23 protein-coding genes and 1 pseudogene are annotated in these 16373 nt (G+C 42.6%); 2 read left to right on the plus strand and 22 right to left on the minus strand.

Annotated elements, in window-relative coordinates; translation table 11 throughout:
• Positions 1 to 44: 44 nt before the first annotated feature.
• The 11 genes and pseudogenes from L3V35_RS07255 to L3V35_RS07310 all read right to left on the minus strand — a co-directional run bounded on the left by L3V35_RS07255 (position 45) and on the right by L3V35_RS07310 (position 6312).
• Positions 45 to 651, minus strand: a pseudogene (locus L3V35_RS07255) (RraA family protein).
• 61 nt (positions 652 to 712) lie between these two features.
• Positions 713 to 1189: a GNAT family N-acetyltransferase gene (locus L3V35_RS07260; protein ID WP_237299078.1), complete on the minus strand. Its 477-nt coding sequence runs from the start codon at positions 1187 to 1189 to the stop codon at positions 713 to 715.
• 218 nt (positions 1190 to 1407) lie between these two features.
• On the minus strand, positions 1408 to 1617 hold the full coding sequence (locus tag L3V35_RS07270) for a DUF3955 domain-containing protein (protein WP_065205270.1): 210 nt from the start codon (positions 1615 to 1617) through the stop codon (positions 1408 to 1410).
• A 234-nt stretch (positions 1618 to 1851) separates the two neighbouring features.
• A complete protein-coding gene (locus tag L3V35_RS07275) occupies positions 1852 to 2091 on the minus strand; it encodes a hypothetical protein (RefSeq protein WP_237299080.1) in 240 nt (79 codons plus the stop codon).
• A gap of 235 nt (positions 2092 to 2326) precedes the next feature.
• Complete coding sequence (locus L3V35_RS07280) at positions 2327 to 2740, minus strand: GFA family protein (RefSeq protein ID WP_017078097.1); 414 nt, start codon at positions 2738 to 2740, stop codon at positions 2327 to 2329.
• A 476-nt stretch (positions 2741 to 3216) separates the two neighbouring features.
• Positions 3217 to 3636 (minus strand): hypothetical protein, encoded by a 420-nt coding sequence (locus tag L3V35_RS07285; protein WP_237299081.1) that lies wholly within the window; start codon positions 3634 to 3636, stop codon positions 3217 to 3219.
• 153 nt (positions 3637 to 3789) lie between these two features.
• A complete protein-coding gene (locus L3V35_RS07290) occupies positions 3790 to 4173 on the minus strand; it encodes a hypothetical protein (RefSeq protein WP_237299082.1) in 384 nt (127 codons plus the stop codon).
• Positions 4174 to 4308: 135 nt separating this feature from the next.
• Positions 4309 to 4917, minus strand: a complete 609-nt coding sequence (locus L3V35_RS07295) for a sugar O-acetyltransferase (protein ID WP_054546370.1) — start codon at positions 4915 to 4917, stop codon at positions 4309 to 4311.
• 96 nt (positions 4918 to 5013) lie between these two features.
• Positions 5014 to 5388 (minus strand): VOC family protein, encoded by a 375-nt coding sequence (locus L3V35_RS07300; RefSeq protein WP_017078093.1) that lies wholly within the window; start codon positions 5386 to 5388, stop codon positions 5014 to 5016.
• A 64-nt stretch (positions 5389 to 5452) separates the two neighbouring features.
• The gene (locus L3V35_RS07305) at positions 5453 to 6151 is read right to left on the minus strand and encodes a pseudouridine synthase (protein ID WP_237299084.1); all 699 of its coding nucleotides are present in this window, start codon (positions 6149 to 6151) and stop codon (positions 5453 to 5455) included.
• The gene (locus tag L3V35_RS07310) at positions 6151 to 6312 is read right to left on the minus strand and encodes a hypothetical protein (protein WP_012604036.1); all 162 of its coding nucleotides are present in this window, start codon (positions 6310 to 6312) and stop codon (positions 6151 to 6153) included. Before L3V35_RS07310 ends, L3V35_RS07305 begins: the two co-directional genes overlap by 1 nt.
• 209 nt (positions 6313 to 6521) lie before the next feature.
• Here L3V35_RS07310 and L3V35_RS07315 point away from each other — a divergent pair, with 209 nt between their 5' ends.
• Positions 6522 to 6923, plus strand: coding sequence for a YkgJ family cysteine cluster protein (locus tag L3V35_RS07315; RefSeq protein WP_054546373.1), 402 nt, complete (start codon positions 6522 to 6524; stop codon positions 6921 to 6923).
• A 52-nt stretch (positions 6924 to 6975) separates the two neighbouring features.
• Here L3V35_RS07315 and L3V35_RS07320 read toward each other — a convergent pair whose 3' ends face one another.
• The 11 genes from L3V35_RS07320 to L3V35_RS07365 all read right to left on the minus strand — a co-directional run bounded on the left by L3V35_RS07320 (position 6976) and on the right by L3V35_RS07365 (position 15657).
• Positions 6976 to 7389 carry an NUDIX domain-containing protein gene (locus L3V35_RS07320; protein ID WP_237299086.1) on the minus strand — a complete coding sequence of 138 codons (414 nt, stop codon included), beginning with the start codon at positions 7387 to 7389 and terminating at the stop codon, positions 6976 to 6978.
• 228 nt (positions 7390 to 7617) lie between these two features.
• Complete coding sequence (locus L3V35_RS07325; protein WP_146454522.1) at positions 7618 to 7998, minus strand: STAS/SEC14 domain-containing protein; 381 nt, start codon at positions 7996 to 7998, stop codon at positions 7618 to 7620.
• 112 nt (positions 7999 to 8110) lie between these two features.
• Positions 8111 to 8614: an HAD family hydrolase gene (locus L3V35_RS07330; protein ID WP_237299088.1), complete on the minus strand. Its 504-nt coding sequence runs from the start codon at positions 8612 to 8614 to the stop codon at positions 8111 to 8113.
• A 28-nt stretch (positions 8615 to 8642) separates the two neighbouring features.
• Positions 8643 to 9587 (minus strand): D-2-hydroxyacid dehydrogenase family protein, encoded by a 945-nt coding sequence (locus L3V35_RS07335; RefSeq protein ID WP_237299089.1) that lies wholly within the window; start codon positions 9585 to 9587, stop codon positions 8643 to 8645.
• Positions 9588 to 9681: 94 nt separating this feature from the next.
• Positions 9682 to 10149, minus strand: a complete 468-nt coding sequence (locus L3V35_RS07340) for an ASCH domain-containing protein (RefSeq protein WP_102442728.1) — start codon at positions 10147 to 10149, stop codon at positions 9682 to 9684.
• A gap of 261 nt (positions 10150 to 10410) precedes the next feature.
• Positions 10411 to 11466 (minus strand): glycerophosphodiester phosphodiesterase, encoded by a 1056-nt coding sequence (glpQ, locus tag L3V35_RS07345; protein ID WP_237299091.1) that lies wholly within the window; start codon positions 11464 to 11466, stop codon positions 10411 to 10413.
• A 79-nt stretch (positions 11467 to 11545) separates the two neighbouring features.
• Complete coding sequence (gene glpT / locus L3V35_RS07350; protein WP_114633484.1) at positions 11546 to 12919, minus strand: glycerol-3-phosphate transporter; 1374 nt, start codon at positions 12917 to 12919, stop codon at positions 11546 to 11548.
• Between the two features lie 451 nt (positions 12920 to 13370).
• On the minus strand, positions 13371 to 13625 hold the full coding sequence (locus L3V35_RS07355) for a DUF3297 family protein (protein ID WP_004733911.1): 255 nt from the start codon (positions 13623 to 13625) through the stop codon (positions 13371 to 13373).
• A 240-nt stretch (positions 13626 to 13865) separates the two neighbouring features.
• The gene (locus L3V35_RS07360) at positions 13866 to 14300 is read right to left on the minus strand and encodes a GNAT family N-acetyltransferase (protein ID WP_237299093.1); all 435 of its coding nucleotides are present in this window, start codon (positions 14298 to 14300) and stop codon (positions 13866 to 13868) included.
• 66 nt (positions 14301 to 14366) lie between these two features.
• Complete coding sequence (locus tag L3V35_RS25455; protein ID WP_261875693.1) at positions 14367 to 14501, minus strand: hypothetical protein; 135 nt, start codon at positions 14499 to 14501, stop codon at positions 14367 to 14369.
• Between the two features lie 25 nt (positions 14502 to 14526).
• Positions 14527 to 15657 carry a PcfJ domain-containing protein gene (locus L3V35_RS07365; RefSeq protein WP_237299095.1) on the minus strand — a complete coding sequence of 377 codons (1131 nt, stop codon included), beginning with the start codon at positions 15655 to 15657 and terminating at the stop codon, positions 14527 to 14529.
• A 243-nt stretch (positions 15658 to 15900) separates the two neighbouring features.
• Between L3V35_RS07365 and L3V35_RS07370 the strand changes: the two genes are divergently transcribed.
• The gene (locus L3V35_RS07370) at positions 15901 to 16323 is read left to right on the plus strand and encodes a universal stress protein (RefSeq protein ID WP_237299096.1); all 423 of its coding nucleotides are present in this window, start codon (positions 15901 to 15903) and stop codon (positions 16321 to 16323) included.
• Positions 16324 to 16373 lie beyond the last annotated feature (50 nt).

Raw genomic sequence — 16373 nt, forward strand, 5'->3', positions numbered from 1 at the left:
TTGATGACAAATGCCACGTGTTACAAATCAACTTACTGCACCAATTAAGTTTTTTGTTTCGCACACGTTATTGCTTGGGCTATTTTAGCCCTGTGATTTGCTTCACACTCAGCGAGCGTTAATGACGCTTCTTTACTTGCTTTCTTTGAAGCCATTAAAAATACTTCGTCTTTTCTGGATTTAGGAATAACGACAATACCTTCTGCATCAGCAACAATGATATCTCCCGTAGAGACCTTTGCTCCCCCGCAAGTGATTGGAGCGCCCAATTCAGAATAGACCTCTTTCTTTCCCGGGACTGGATGAACACCTTTCGCAAAAACTGGAAACTTCATATCTGAAATTTCACTCAAATCTCGAATGACACCATCAATAATAAAGCCTTTGATACCTCGACTCTTAGCGACTGCACATACATTACCGCCAGCTACTATCAACTCCATCCACTACAATGATGGAACCTTCTGGTGCTTCGTATATGGCTGAATGAAGCATTAAATTATCACCAGACGCTAACTGAACAGTAAAAGCCTCTCCAAAAATTGGCGGCATTCCCTGCCAAAGAGGACCAATGCTAAAGTTGATAAAATGATCGTTACTTAATATGTTTCCGTAATCGGTTGTCGCAAGTTTTGAAAAGTCTGACTTCATATTTTCACTCCATGTTTGAATGAAACCTGCAGGTTTATGTATGTTGCTTGATATGTTGAAGCTACCCGCTGATTGTCTTAGACATATTGAAACCGGTGACCTCAAAGCCAACTTCTTTATACAACTTAAGCGCCCGCTCATTATGGTATGCGACCCTCAGTTTTATTTGATTGATACCAATAGCGAGTAGTTGGGTCTCTAACGCAGAAATTGATTGAGTACCATAACCTAGACCTCGATGTTCATTCGAAATAAAGAAGTCATAGATAAACGTAGATTTATACCCAATATTTACTGAGTGCCATAGGTAACCCACAAGCTTACATTCACCATCGACTTCAGCATCAATGCATAATAGCGAATGCTCGTCGCCCTCTAGTCCGTTAGGGAAGCTGCGATGCAAGTCCTTCTTTGCCAATTCGACTGCAACGTCTAAAGAATGCCCATAGTTTCTAGCTATTTCCTGACTGTAATCGCCAATAAAATACTGACAATATGCTGGATATTCGTCTTGGCGCATTCCTCTAAGTACTACCATGTTCATCCTATATAAAAGTTGAATTCAATTAGTAACATAACGCCCGCTTGAGCAGATTGCAACGCTACCAATACTCTCAAATTTAACAGCTAACCCACTGAAGTTAAAACGATTGGAAACACCAATACCGCCGCATGCCAAAAATGCCACGCGTACCGAATCGCGCCTAAGTTGTTTGTGATAACGAAACATCTTCGTTTACTCACAGCTTAACTGGTCTACTGACACTTTCTGTGTCTAACGAAGGTCACAACCAAAGCCATCAACGCAAGTAGCTCAAAAAGCCAAAATAGAGGAATAAGCCCGAATGGCTCAACTAACAAACCATTTTCATCTACGTATGAACCGATGGTGTTATAAGCAATGAAACACAAAAGGCCACTAACACAGAAAAGAAAGCTGATTTTATACTTACGGAGAAAATTCATCGGAGCCTCAACATTTGAATATCTAAAATGTCAGACACTTTGTAAGAGAACATGGTTCACTCGGATAACCATAATTGGATAGACGAGTTATCGCCGCTTGAAGTGGCTGACATCGCGACCACCTCACCTCAACCATGTACCGAAAACACTAAAGCTGATTCGAACAGGAAATGCCAAGCGTTTAACATCACTCTTATATACCGATATGGATAATAAACACTTGTTATGTGCTTTTTATTGAGGGTTATCACGATACCAGGCTTCGAGCAGTTCCCGACCATAGACGACTTCTGTCTGCATATGCATGTAAAGAAGGAATGCAGCCAATAGAAAACTAACTCCATTCAACCACCTTAATGCTTGTTTACGCTCTGCATCATAGAAAAACATACTGACACCAACAAGAAAGAAAGGATAACAACCGATAAGAAGTAACAACCAGCCAAGGTAACTTGATATTGCCATATCTGTCATTTCCGCCCCCTAAGAGCCATTAGAAAACTCAGTGTATATTAGAGTAACTATTCAGCTATTCGGAGTTCACACAATCGAGTTTCGAGGCACTTCAAATTGGGGGTTGAGGCTGGGAGATTAAGCGTGAACAACGCTACCACCTGACCGAAACCATTGCACCGCAAACACAAAACTCGACCGAAACTGAAAAATGCCGAGCTTTGTGAATTAGTCTTAAGCTAGTAAAAACTAAGTGCTACTCTCTACTTTCAAAGTAGGCAAAAACCTCTGCACCAGTCATATTTTGTGTTTCATTTTTAAATTCGTAGTATTCAGGCTTTTCATCGATGAATATTTGATGAGTTAACTTGTAGTCATCCCCAGGCATCAATAACCCGACAGGAAGGTGATACTGATTATTTGGCACCAAAAAGTAAAACAAGTGAGTACCACATTTACCGCAAAACCCCCTCTCAGCCCAATCGGATGATTTATATCTCACTACATTTGATTCACCTGATATTTTGACGGAATCAGCGCAATCAATGACTAACATCGGACCGCCAGACCAATTTCTACACATACTACAATGACAAGCCCCCAATTCATTACTGGCGTACTCTACTTCCAACTCAACCGAGCCACATAGGCACTTTCCTTTACCTTTCATGAATCCTCCAATCTTTGTAATGTGTGTAAAATTAATAACAGCTAACGCTTTTTATACCGATGACTTAATAAGTAAAGGCTATTTTTTGTTTCCCTTATCCGACAGATACGCGGCGTACTTTTTAGAGATCCATTTATGAATATGAAGCCCTGTTTTACGAAAAAGATACAAATCTATAGCAGCTAGAATCACCAAACCGATTACAGTTCCCATTACAAAACCTCCATGCACACTGAAATGTCACTCTACCAAATAGTTAAGAAAGGCACCGTGAACCTAAACAAACTATTAAGACTAGGTATAGATAGTTAATTTTACTCAGTAAGAATGATAGAGGCATAACACTTTGTTTAGGGTTGAACCATGCAATGCAAAAGTCGACTCATGCCGCCTCAAACACTAAAAGCAACGAATAGTAAAATGCCACACGTTGAGAATTACTGTTGAACAATTTGTTAGTTAAAATTTTATGTACACTATTTTTTCTCAACGTATACGCCTACACCACTTTGGTTTGATACGACTGACGAGGGGTTTGCTGTACTCGGTATACCAATGACAATATCACGTGCATTACGCCATGAAATATCAATGATTTCATCCGTGTTATACACAGACTCATAAATAAGTTCATATCTAGTCACAGTTACGTCCGGTTGAAGCCACACTTTCATTATATTGTCACTGTCTGGACACTGGGAAAATTGTGCATGGATTGCTCGTTTTCCCTCCGGACTAAATATTTTATCGCTTTCTCCTGTTAGACACCCGTCTGAACGCTCAACAACAGTGCGTTGCTTACTGACTCCTAGGCTAGCCGATACAGACAAATAAACAGTTGAAATTCCGATAACAGCTAATATATGGATAATTACCAGATAAACTTTTTTCCACATTTTGTATATTCCCAAGATCCTTGCCTATTCATATTTGAATGCAACTAACGCCTAATGTACTTGTGGTGCAACACTCTACATAGGCTCTGCATTTATCACTGAAACGATTCCGAGTAAAACAACCAAATGTTACGAATCAACTTGAAGAGATTTTTAGGTGCAATCTTCCCACATGACGCGCACATTAGTTATTGTCACATTACTATTCGCAGTTACGGCAATCGACACTCTTGTGCCATTTTTCATCATTTCCATGAGACCTATACTGCTACATATCTTTGATGGGAGTTCATTGTGGGCATTTATTTGAAACTTAGATTTGATCTCATCTGTCACTATCGTATTTTGTATATTGACGGCAACACGAATAACTTCATCCGTTAACGAAACGCTTCTCACATTGGTACGATCGTCCCCATCAAATAACACTTCCTTTAGCTGCTCATGTCTCTGCTCCTGACGATAATCGACATAAAATTCCTTTCCAAAAACTACAGTCAACATAAACAATGGAAAAATATATCTTAGATACTTCAATTTATCTCCTTGCGTATAACAGCTAAAAGACAGAATAATTATGTTTAGTTTCTAATATGCACAAGCAATATGCAACTAAGCCACTACATAACAATGGCTTATGTCACAGCTAATTTCAGGTGTGTGAAAAATCGCTTACTTTAGTTCATCTGGAATGCGGCGATCTTTGTGGTAATACTCTCGGTCGCGTTCGTTTATTTCGCGTATCACTTTGCATGGGTTACCGACTGCGACCATATTAGCTGGGATATCTTTGGTGACTATGCTGCCTGCGCCTATTACTGAGTTTTCACCAATGGTGACACCGGGAAGTACGACGGTGTGCGCGCCAAGCCATACGTTGTTTCCAATACGAACAGGAACATTGAACTGCGCTGCTTTTAGCCTGAGTTCTGGGCTGATGGGATGTGTGCCAGTGGCGATGGTCACGTTAGGAGCAATCATCACGTTGTCGCCGATGAATACGTCTGTGTCGTCGACCAGAGTTAGATTGAAGTTAACGTATACGTTGTTGCCTAAGTGGGTGTGACGCCCCCAGTTCGCGCGTAACGGCGGCTCGATGTAGCAGCCCTCACCGACTTCGGCGAACAGTTGCTTCATGATTTGTTGTCGTTTATCCCCTTCACTAGGACGAGTGTGGTTAAAATCGTATAGCACTTCTAAGCATTGAGTTTGCTCAGCAACCAAATCAACGTCGTCACAGTAGTAAACGTCTTGGCTGTGCATTTTAGCCTTTATATCCATGTTTGAACCTATTTGATCATTGCCTTATATCGGCATAAATAAAGAAACAGATGAATAATTTGAAGTTTTCACTGGCCTCAATGCAAGTTGGAGGAATTAACGCGGCCTGATGTTTTCAGCCACACGCCACAGCACACCACTTGGGTCAGTGATACAAAACTCTAGCATTCCCCAAGGCTGCTCAACAACCTCGGAAACAGTAACTTCAAATTCCGACACTACATTAGAGTTTTGGATGTGTTGATACCAACTTTTTACGTCTTCAACCAGCAAGTGCATCATGTAATTGTGACAGTGCGCAGGTTCATAAAAGTTTTGCAGAAGGAACGCACAACTGCCGTGACGCAGATAGGCGATATCGTGAAATTCAGACATCACTTCGAAGCCGATTGACTGGTAAAAACGCTTGGATAAAACGAAGTCTCTCGCGGGTACGAAAGACTTAATTTCTGAGACTTTTAGGTTTTCCATCCTACATCCTTATAGTGTTGATGTTCTGGTGCTGACACGCTTTACGCTTCTAGTGGTTAAACGATTACTCAGAACCCTGCTGAAATGAGTCGACTTCGGCTTGGGTTAAATAACGCCACTGGCCTGCTTCAACATCTAAACGAACATCACCAATCTGTTCACGGTGAAGGCCAACAACTCGATTCCCTACCGCGGCAAACATTCGTTTTACTTGATGAAACTTACCCTCTGTAATGGTCAACAGCACTTCTTTACTGGTAATAACTTCGAGCTCTGCCGGACGCGTCAGTTTTTGCTCGCCTTGCAATTGAATGCCCGCTTTGAACTTGTCAGCGACATCGTCTTTGATATCTCGTGACAATGTCACGTGATAGACCTTCTTACATGACTTGGTTGGCAGCGTGATATTGAATGACCAGCGCCCATCATCGGTAATCAAGACTAAGCCTGTTGTGTCTGCATCTAAGCGCCCTGCGATGTGCAGTTCTGATGCTTTGTCTACCTCGATGTAGTTGAACAGCGAAGGATAAACCTCATCGATATTGGAGCAAATAGTACCCGCTGGCTTGTGCATTAAAAGGTATCGAAATTCTCGCAACTTAAGAAGCGTCCCATTTAACAAGATGGTGTTGCTTTCGTGAACCTGAGTCGATTCATCGGTGACTGTTTTATTGTTTACGTTCACCTCGCCATTATGGATGTGTTCAATCGCTTCAGGCTTGGTTAGGTCAGTGCTTTTACATAGGTATTTATCAAGGCGCATTAATCGTCAGCACCACATTTTGCGCATGGCTTGTAGGTACGTTCGCCTTGAGCAATCACCACATAATCTCGAACGCAGTTATCACATAGCGCCAACTTTGGGTAAGCGTCTTTCTGTTTCTTTGCGTTGATATCGCCTTCGGTGGTGTATACGGTTCTCATTTTTATACCTTTGTTTTAATAACTTGCTAGGCGCAAATTGTATCACTGTTTACAGCCTTGATTGGAGTGGTGTTAGGTTGTAAAAGTCATATTTAGCACTTCTGTTCTAGGCTCCCTTCCCGAAACGGTTTAACCATGAACAACAAAGTCAACGTGCCACGCCTATCAGTGGTAAAATGACAAAAGCTCACCAACCAATGAAGTCACTAATGAAAAATTGTAATCAATGCGGGAAATGCTGTATCAAATACGGAGATGGTGACCTTGCCGCAACGCAAGAAGAGATTGATTTGTGGGAGTTGTTCAACCCAGACATCTTTGAATATGTTCGAGGAAGCGAGATATGGTTTGACCCTGAATCTGGCGAACGTTTAACTCGCTGCCCTTTTCTGGAGCTAGTTCCGACGAAAGACACCAAGGCTCAAGCCAAGTACACCTGTAGTATTTACTTAGACCGACCAGAAGATTGCAGACACTACCCCAGCCTAATTAATGAGATGGTACGAGATGAGTGTGAAATGATTGAGGTGGTGGATCTACAAGATACGAAAAAAGCTCAAAGAAAACTCGACATTCTGATGAAAGACAGTCGCCCTTCAAGCTTTTCATAAGCACTGATCTATAAAGATCCTGACTAAACAGTCGTTTTGTATTAACGAACCATTATTTACTGATAAGTGGTAAATACTGGTTCGCTTCTAACCAATCAAGCGCAACCAGTGCTGCCAATGAACATACCGCTCTGTCGTTGCCATCCACAAACTTAAGCTCTTCAATTTCGGCATCTGGAGACAATTCGCCAGTATAATCAGCAAGATAACAAGTCAATTGCACCGATACGCCTTCCGCTTTGCCATCAGCTTGGCCTGTGAACGTTTCAACGTATTTGATGGAATCAGGCACTAAATCTACTGAGATCTCTTCTTTGATTTCGCGAACCAGTGCTTGCTCATCACTTTCGCCAGTTTCACGCTTACCACCCGGTAGGTAGAACAGTTCTTTGCCTTTTGATCTCACCATCAACAACTTGCCGTCTTTGATGAATATCCAAGCCAGCTTATCAATTACCTTATGCATGTCGTTAGACCTTATTTTTGTTTTAATTCTCGTTTTTACTGAATCTGGCCGCGCTACTAGTCACGACCAAACCAAGCCTGCGTATGTTACACGCTGGAATGAATATGCTCTATTGAATCGAATAGGAAATATCATAACCAAAACGAAAAATGACAGCGTTTGAGACAATGCTCATCAACTGTCATTGGCGATGTTTACGAACTACTCTCTAGCTGCCCGCGAAGAGTATCAATCGACTAGCCACTGAAGCGCAGAGTCATGCTCTTCGAATGACTTTATCTCACCGGACACAAACCAGCCCCCTACTTTTGAAGCGAATTCTTGCCAGCTTTTATCACCATAAATCGCGATTTTGTCTATCTTCGAATTGAGCTCTAATCCCAATTTGAAATCATCCCATGCAGCACGCAACTCCCATCCCGTTAAAGTGGAGATGTCGACAAGCATCTTGAGTTCGGATGAATCGAGTTCTTCTAGCGTGGTATTTAGAATTGGCATCATTGCTTGATAGTCATCATGTGTGAGTTTACCTTTCGCTTTAAACACAACAATGGTTTCACCACTAACACGTTCAATTCCAACCGATATTCCGTGACGTTCGATATTCATAGCCTAGCCCTCATAGTGGAAACTAGACTTAGCTTAGAGGATTAAATAACAAAGAGATGAGAAGTTGGCGTCAAAAAGGACAAGCGCTTTATCTGAACTTGATATCAGGTAGTTAATCGCGCTTCTCCAACAGTTCGCTTAGGGATTGAACTTGCATGACATTCGGATGCTCTGACTTAAGCTCAACTCCTTCCGTATTCAACCACACCGCTTGCAAACCCGCTTCAAGTGCTGGGTAAATGTCTTTCTTTAGGGTGTCACCCACCATTGTGATGTGTTGTGGTTCAACACCGAGCTTAGAAATGATGGCGGGATAGAACTCCGGTTCGAACTTAGAAAAGCCAATGCTCGCCTTACAAAAGTAACCCAAGATATATTGAGACAGGCCAACACGCTCAAAGGCTCGAATGATGTCGTTTTTACTTGAATCACCGGCATTGGTGGCAACATAGACTTGATGATTTTTGGAGAGTTCAGCCAGTAATACACGAGCACCACTCACTTCTTGTACGGTTTCCCAGTCACACATCTTCCCTTGTGCGTCGGGGAAATCGACCATCAGCGTATTGCCCCAGTCGAATAAGACTACTTCTGTTAATTCGATTAGCTTTGTCATCTTGCCTCCTGCATTAATCATCGCGCCTTTATAGGCCATCTCTTTGATTGGACAGAATGTTGTCGAAAGCGATATCGAAGTAGAGTTCGTAGCTATTTTGTTCAACATAGCCCAAATGTGGAGTCGCTGTGACGTTTGGTAAGGACAATAGCGGTTCGGTGTCTATTGTTACTGGCTCACAATCGAACACATCAATAGCGGCAGTTTTGGTCGCTACCTCGCGTAGTTCATGATACAAGGCCATCGGTTCGACTAACTCGGCACGGCTGATGTTCACAAACAGTGAGTTCGGTTTCATCAAGCTAAGGTCGTGTGCCGTAACACATCCTCTGGTGACATCATTCAAACGCAAATGCAAAGAAAGAACATCAACTTCTCGAAAGAAGTCTTGTTTGGTTGCTGCTGCTTCGAAGCCATCTGCTTGTGCTTGATCGCGTGAAGCTTGGCTCCCCCACACTACGACAGACATCCCAAATGCTTGGGCGTATTGCGCAATGCATTTTCCGATTTTTCCGTAGCCCCAAATACCTAGCTTCAAGTCCTTCAAAGTTCGACCTAACCCTAATGAGCCAGAATCCTGCCACTGGTTCTGTTTAAGGTTTGAAGCATAAGTCGGAATGTGGCGCGATGCAGTCATAATCAACGCCCAACATAGCTCGGAGGGCGCAACAGGCGAGCCTCGACCTTCTAAAACGGTAACACCAAATCGTTCGCACATTTGCGGGTCGATATGGTTGCTCACTTTGCCCGTCTGGCTAATCAGCTTGAGGTTGGGGAGTTGTGATAACAAAGATTCGGTGATCTCGGTTCTTTCACGAATGAGCACAATGGCTTCAAACGAGACCAACTTAGCGACGAGCTCTTGCTCTGAGTAAGTCTCGGTAAATACAGTGACACCGTGTTGTTCGAGTTTGTTGAAGCAATCGAGGTCTTTAACAACGTTCTGGTAGTCATCCAATATCGCTATTTTCACATCACTCTCCTTGTGATTGTTAGTTATCTTGTATTGTTCAAACGAAGACTAAAGTGCCATGCCTCGAGATTCAACATGGCACTCACTGGGGAGATCACTGTTGATAAACCACTTTGAAACGCTCTAACATAAGTAACATGTCTTCACTTGGTGAGATCTTGAGTTCTTCACATTCACGAGAGAAGAAGTTCCAGTGAGCTTTTCTCCACCATTCTAGTGTTTTGTCACCCTCGCCTTCTGCAGCAGCAAACTCCGCACTCACTTCGTTGTATTTGCACGACGACACCGACGTGATCTCAACAATACAGACAGGCTCACCATCCCAATCGGTGACGACTTGTAAGTGACCCACTATGGGTCTCGTCTCGCCTTCATAGGTATACCAGTGTTCAAGGCCGCAGGAAGCCTGTTTTTCACCTTTTAAAATCAACTGCGCGCAAAGGTTGGCGTTGTACTCGTCGGCGCAGTAATAATCAGCACTAAAGGAGGTGTATTGCGAGGCAACGTCTGCTGGCAATGTGTTGAGGTACCTATCAAGATAAGCTTTACTTCTTTCTTCCATGATCTTTCCAAGTTCAATATTAGGTTGAGCCGATAAATACTTATAGATTAAGCATCTGGCTGCATTGGGAGTAACCTATCAAGTCAGGTTATTGCTGTAAACCGAGTGAATATCAAAATGTGGGCTGAGAAAGAAGAGTATGGGTAGGATTTCGAGGCCAGTACAAGAAGAGCCAAGAAGTAAAAAGAGCTAAAAGCGCCTTTAGGCTGTGCTTTTAGCTCTTCGTATCTCGTTACTAGTACCTCGTAACTGAGCAGGAAATTAACGTTTTAAGAAGTCGACCGCTTTGTCCGGAAAGTCGGTAAACACACCATCGACTTTGACTTGGTTGTAGAAGACATCCAACATGCCATCAAAGTTATCAGCATAAGCTGGGATTCTTCCTGGATCAGCACGGAACGTGTACGGGTGAACGTCTAAGCCAGCGTCTTTTGCTGACTTCATCAATGGTTTAATAATGATGTTATCTTTGGTCGATGCATCGTCCACCAGCATAGGTTTCCATGGGCCAATGCCATCAGCATAGCTAGCGACTTTTGCCATTCCGCCCTTCTCAAACATCCAGTCATAACTGTACGGCATTGCTTTGTCACCTTGGTACGTCATGGTTTCATTCCAATCTGTATAAGCCATCAACTGAACGAGCTTAAGATCCATTTCCATCGCTGGCATAAGTTCATCATTGATGCGTTGAAGTTCATTGGCATCGAAACACTGCAAGTACACCTTGTCGTCTTTCGATAGATACCCATATTGCTGCAAGGTGGCAAGCACAGCTTTAGAGATATCTTTGCCTTCGTGACGATGGAACCAAGGTGCTTTAATCTCTGGATAGATACCCACGTCATAACCTAAGGTCTTGTTTAGGCCTTGGATCAGCTCGATCTCTTCTGCAAATGTAGCGACACGAAAATCAGACTGCCACATAGGGAAGCGTGTTGGGAACCCTGCCACTCGATTACCTTGGTCATCTAAGTTAAAGCCTTCAGTCACTTTTAATGATTTGATCTCGGCAAGCGTAAAATCAATCGCGTAATAGCGGCCATCTGCTCGTGCACGGTCTGGAAAGCGGTCAGCAACATCAGTGACGCGATCTAAATAGTGATCATGCAAAACCACCAATTGGTCATCTTTGGTCATCACTACATCTTGTTCGATATAGTCAGGTTTCATTGCGTAAGCGAGTGCTTTAGCCGGTAATGTATGCTCGGGTAAATAGCCAGACGCACCGCGATGCGCAATCACTAAAGGATCGGCGAACGCATTTGCAGATAAGCTAAGTGCTAATAAAGTCAGAGACAGTGACGTTGTTTTCATTATTGTTTCCCTTGATAAAACAGAAGCAGGATATACCTGCCTCTGTTGTTTATTAGTATGACGTTGTCCAGTTAATGAACTACTGAGTTAATGCTTCTTTCTGTTGTTCAAGTTCTTTTTGTTTATGGTGTTCACGCTCTCCTAAGAAGGCATAAAGCAGACAAATTATTGAAGCAACACAAGCACCGACCAAGATAATGAAGCCGCCATCCCAGCCGTAATGGTCAACCATGAAACCAAGCACTGCATTGGCAGCAACTGCGCCACCTAAGTAACCAAACAAGCCAGTAAGACCTGCAGCCGTACCTGCCGCTTTCTTAGGTGCAAGTTCAAGTGCATACAAACCAATTAGCATTACTGGTCCATAGATAAGGAAACCAATCGCGATAAGTGCCAGCATATCAACCGTTGGGTTACCTGCCGGATTTAGCCAGTACACTAATACAGCGACAGTAACGAGAACCATGAACAGGATCCCTGCTGGTGCGCGTCGGCCCTTAAACAACTTATCTGAAATCCAACCACACAGTAGCGTTCCAGGAATACCTGCCCACTCATACAGGAAGTAAGCCCAAGACGATTTATCTACTGAGAAGTCTTTTGCTTCTTTTAAGTAAACTGGAGCCCAATCGAGTACGCCATAGCGGATAAGGTAAACAAACGCGTTAGCAATCGCGATTGACCACAGTAACTTGTTAGAGAAAACGTACTTAAAGAAGATCTCTTTCGCCGTCATTTCTTTCTCATGGGACGTGTCGTAGTCGTCTGGGTAATCGTCTTTGTGTTCTTCAATCGGTGGTAAGCCACAAGATTGAGGTGTATCTCTTACGGTGAACCAAACAAAAATAGCAACGAGAGTGGCAAAAAATGCAGGAACATAAAAAGCGGTTCGCCAATCATCGTTAAAAGCCCACAGTCCCAATAAGAACATTGGGCCAATCAAGCCGCCACCCACGTTGTGAGCAACGTTCCATACCGATACGATCTCACCACGCTCTTTGCGTGACCACCAGTGAACCATGGTTCGTCCACAAGCTGGCCAGCCCATTCCTTGGAACCAACCATTCAAGAACAATAGAATAAACATTGCAGTGATACTGCCTGTTGCCCATGGCATGAAGCCGAAGCAAAACATCACCAGTGCAGACATTAACAAGCCACCGCTTAGGAAATAACGGGGATTTGAACGATCAGAAACGCTTCCCATTAAAAACTTAGATAAACCGTAAGCGATGGATACTGCGGCTAAAGCAATCCCTAACTCTCCTCGACTGTACCCTTGCTCAATCAGGTATGGCATCGCCAAACTGAAGTTTTTGCGAACTAAGTAATAACCCGCATAGCCAACAAAGATGCCGAGAAAAAGCTGCCATCGTAATCGTGTGTAGGTGCTATCGATCTTATCGGTAGATAAGCGATCGATATGCGCCATAGGTTTGAATATTCCAAACATAGGAACCTCATGTGTATTGGGCGATAGAAATAAAATGCTCGAACGAAAAAAGTATAGCGCTCATTCGAAAGCCTGGGAATTGTATGTGCTTCAGGATTATTTTCTGTGATAGAGATAGCCATTAACAAAAAATAACCTTAAATACAGCACTTTAGTTTCATTTAATTAGACTACGCTTCATATTTTTGTTTTTGATAGGTTAATTTATCAGCAGTAATTTCGAACGTTAATCAACCCAAAACGAGCGAGCGAACATAAATCAACCAGCAGTAAACGCATTATTCCTACGTATGCATAGTAGACGTCGACAAGTTCGCCAACATTAATGCAAACAAAAAGGGCCTAGATTTCTCTAGACCCTTTCAAGTAATAACTCTTAGTGACTTTATGTTGGCTAATTAGACAAAACATTTGCTAACTACACGAAGCATTAGCTAGTCACACAAAGCGATTATTCTTCGATGTAAAAAGCTTCTACAGAGCCTTTTAGAGTAATAAGCATTGGCTGACCACGGCGGTCTAGCGCTTTTGGAGAAGGGATCTTAACCCAACCTTCGCTGATGCAGTATTCTTCAACATCAGTACGCTCTTTACCATTTAGACGAATACCGATTGGGTATTCGAAACACTCAGCCACGTGGTGTGGGCTGCGTGGGTTACCTGCTAGATGATCTGGTAAAGCTGGTTTTGAATTAGTATCGCTCATGTTCATTACCTGTATGTACGTAAATAAAAAAAGTGCGCCATTCTAGTCAATATAGGCTTTGTGCTCAACAACTGCTGCAATAAATCGTAGTGATCGTTTTAATCAACAGCGAGTTGTTTGATTTAAAGGCGATATAGGTATCATTTCAAACGAAAATTTAACAGGATTACAATTTGTTGATAAAGAGATAGGTTCAATACTCGATAGGTAGATAACCTAATAGTCGGCTTTGCTCTGAGCTTATCGAATAAGCTCTATACTCATCACTTTATGGTTTGCTTCTGATTCGATATCGACGACTGACCAACCTAACCCTTGGTAGAGTTCCATTACATTGGTGTACACGTACAGTTGAGTTTGTACTGTAGAAGAAACCTGTTTTACACCACGATTAATCAATTCACTTGCAATACCTTGGCCTCGCCATTGAGCATCAACATAAACAGCATTGACCCAAACCACATCTCTTACTTGATGAGGTTCCTGAAAATGGGAATATGCCAAGCCACCAATTACCACATTATCGCGAAGCACTACTATTACTGGAGGGAGTTGTACGCAGTCTTTATAGGTATCTTTAAACTTGAAATCCGACCATTCACTTTGAAACAAGCGCTCTAATTCACTCCAATATGGCGAACTTTCATCGCAATTTCTAAAGATTACTTTCTGCATGTCTTTCCATCCTTCGAAGGGTTAATACGGCCATCCTAGCCTTGATTTATATCAGTGTAGATAAAGTTACTCTTCTTCGTCGTAATCGTCTGCAGGGTCTTGATTGATCTCTTCGCCACACCCTAAGCATTCGGCTTGCAAATCTGTTGGCATCACAATAATCAAACCACAATGCGGGCATAAATCGCCTTGTTGATACATCCTGTTATTCCTTCTAGTTCAACGACTATTGTTTAGGATACTTTTGCTTACTCAGTTCTAGCCAATCGTGAATGACTTGGCGAGCGGACTCCGATGGCGGTGCATTTCGTTTGCCGCAGATTTGGTCGATTTCAAACGGAAACGCTTTGCTCGGGACACGACGTAAACCTATGGTTAAACGCTGAGGTTTGAACATACGGAATACCACATAGCGATCGCTCATGATTCGATTATGATAAACGCCAATGCAGTGTTTTTGTTCCACGCCTTCTTGTTCAAGGTCGTAGTAGTCAGTAAGCGGATGAATGTTGTCATTACCAAGTAAAGGAACTGGATAAGGGATGTCCATGTCCACAGGCCGATTTCCTTCTAGACGGCGTAACTGACGCTGTTCTGTCCATCTATCATGCAGTTGCTCAAACATAGCAAAGGAATTTTGACTGGTAATAGCGCGTAATGGATCATCCATCTCCAAATCTAGTCCTAACAATATCGCATCTTGGAACATTGCCATTTTTGAAGGCGCATTAAGCCTGCCCTCTTCCACCATCGCAATGCCCAATCGACTGCCGGTTAGAAATGGATGAACTTGGTCCAAACGAAGCGCTGTGTAGCCAACTTTGGAATAGTGCTTGAATTTAAGAACACGTCTTTGCAGCGGTTCAAGAATTCGCACAATGTGGTCAAGCTCGTCACCGACGTTATAATGTAGCTCTAACTTGTCGATAAACTTGAGCGTCGCTTTACTGCCGTCTAAGCCGAGTTTAGCTAAGATCTTCTTTTGCCCTAAACGACTCAGTTCCAACGCTTTCTTGTTATCAACACTGTGTTTCATGCAGATTAACGCCAAGATAACCGGCCTTAATTCAAGCAGTTGAGCTGCCTCATAAGTGTTTGCAGCTAACCAAAGCATTTGATATTGATACTCTGGAAAATCATCGGTGATTTCACGATAACGAGCAGGCAACGAATCTAACCAACGACCATTTACATCAAACTGTTCAACGAGGTTGAGGCTTAAACCAATACCACCATCGAGCGGGCGTCTACCATCTTCAAACACATGAAAGCCCACGAGCTTTTGTGACCAATCACTGATCTCAATATCGTAGTCGAAGCCTAATGTGCGAGTGGGAATGGTAAGTAATGCTGTCATTGATGCCTCTTCGTTAATGGCGCGTTGGACTGTCGAACTTATCTAATGGCAAAAAGACTAAAGCTCGGACTCAAGTCACTATAACAACCTTTTGTAAATTTCTTATCAATCAAAGCGATATAAATACGAGAGTACTTAGAAGATCTTTGAATGATGATTTTACGCAATATGAGACCTCTTCGATATCATTTACTTAGAGAGAAACTATGCTTGTAACATCACTAATAACAAGAGGCTTTAATTATGGAATACCGACATATTCTGGTCGCACTTGAAATGTCTGATGACTCAAAAATACTCATTGATAGAGCAACCTTCTTCACGAACAAACTAGAAACGGAACTTTCATTTGTTTATATCGACGGTACTCACGGAGAAATCTACCCAGAACTCGTTGATATTCAAGAAAATGAGAATGACCTACCTGTCAATGAAGATGCCATAAAACAACTAAGAGAGTTTGAGGCTTACGCTAAACAGCCGGTTCAGCACATCTTTGTGGGTACGGGTGATTTGAATGACAAGCTCAAAGACACCGTAAAAGCGCACAACATTGACCTGATGCTCTGTGGTCACCATCATGATTTTTGGCATAAGATCATCTCGCACTCGAAGCAATTGATAGACTCTTCTCCTGTCGACATACTCGTCGTTCCTATGGACTAGAGCTCGTTCCTAAAGACTGACTGCTTCTATGGACTAGAGTTTCTATGGAC

It is taken from the genome of Vibrio sp. L5-1, from assembly GCF_021728315.1.
In the GTDB taxonomy this organism is placed as follows: Bacteria; Pseudomonadota; Gammaproteobacteria; order Enterobacterales; family Vibrionaceae; genus Vibrio; species Vibrio splendidus_K.

Coding starts and splice junctions, on each gene's coding strand:
- glpT (WP_114633484.1), bottom strand. CDS start 12,919: ATGTTTGGAATATTCAAACCTATGGCGCATATCGATCGCTTATCTACC.
- L3V35_RS07295 (WP_054546370.1), bottom strand. CDS start 4,917: ATGGATATAAAGGCTAAAATGCACAGCCAAGACGTTTACTACTGTGAC.
- L3V35_RS07305 (WP_237299084.1), bottom strand. CDS start 6,151: ATGCGCCTTGATAAATACCTATGTAAAAGCACTGACCTAACCAAGCCT.
- L3V35_RS07260 (WP_237299078.1), bottom strand. CDS start 1,189: ATGGTAGTACTTAGAGGAATGCGCCAAGACGAATATCCAGCATATTGT.
- L3V35_RS07285 (WP_237299081.1), bottom strand. CDS start 3,636: ATGTGGAAAAAAGTTTATCTGGTAATTATCCATATATTAGCTGTTATC.
- L3V35_RS07340 (WP_102442728.1), bottom strand. CDS start 10,149: ATGGAAGAAAGAAGTAAAGCTTATCTTGATAGGTACCTCAACACATTG.
- L3V35_RS07300 (WP_017078093.1), bottom strand. CDS start 5,388: ATGGAAAACCTAAAAGTCTCAGAAATTAAGTCTTTCGTACCCGCGAGA.
- glpQ (WP_237299091.1), bottom strand. CDS start 11,466: ATGAAAACAACGTCACTGTCTCTGACTTTATTAGCACTTAGCTTATCT.
- L3V35_RS07315 (WP_054546373.1), top strand. CDS start 6,522: ATGAAAAATTGTAATCAATGCGGGAAATGCTGTATCAAATACGGAGAT.
- L3V35_RS07360 (WP_237299093.1), bottom strand. CDS start 14,300: ATGCAGAAAGTAATCTTTAGAAATTGCGATGAAAGTTCGCCATATTGG.
- L3V35_RS07280 (WP_017078097.1), bottom strand. CDS start 2,740: ATGAAAGGTAAAGGAAAGTGCCTATGTGGCTCGGTTGAGTTGGAAGTA.
- L3V35_RS07310 (WP_012604036.1), bottom strand. CDS start 6,312: ATGAGAACCGTATACACCACCGAAGGCGATATCAACGCAAAGAAACAG.
- L3V35_RS07320 (WP_237299086.1), bottom strand. CDS start 7,389: ATGCATAAGGTAATTGATAAGCTGGCTTGGATATTCATCAAAGACGGC.
- L3V35_RS07325 (WP_146454522.1), bottom strand. CDS start 7,998: ATGAATATCGAACGTCACGGAATATCGGTTGGAATTGAACGTGTTAGT.
- L3V35_RS25455 (WP_261875693.1), bottom strand. CDS start 14,501: ATGTATCAACAAGGCGATTTATGCCCGCATTGTGGTTTGATTATTGTG.
- L3V35_RS07275 (WP_237299080.1), bottom strand. CDS start 2,091: ATGACAGATATGGCAATATCAAGTTACCTTGGCTGGTTGTTACTTCTT.
- L3V35_RS07330 (WP_237299088.1), bottom strand. CDS start 8,614: ATGACAAAGCTAATCGAATTAACAGAAGTAGTCTTATTCGACTGGGGC.
- L3V35_RS07365 (WP_237299095.1), bottom strand. CDS start 15,657: ATGACAGCATTACTTACCATTCCCACTCGCACATTAGGCTTCGACTAC.
- L3V35_RS07370 (WP_237299096.1), top strand. CDS start 15,901: ATGGAATACCGACATATTCTGGTCGCACTTGAAATGTCTGATGACTCA.
- L3V35_RS07270 (WP_065205270.1), bottom strand. CDS start 1,617: ATGAATTTTCTCCGTAAGTATAAAATCAGCTTTCTTTTCTGTGTTAGT.
- L3V35_RS07355 (WP_004733911.1), bottom strand. CDS start 13,625: ATGAGCGATACTAATTCAAAACCAGCTTTACCAGATCATCTAGCAGGT.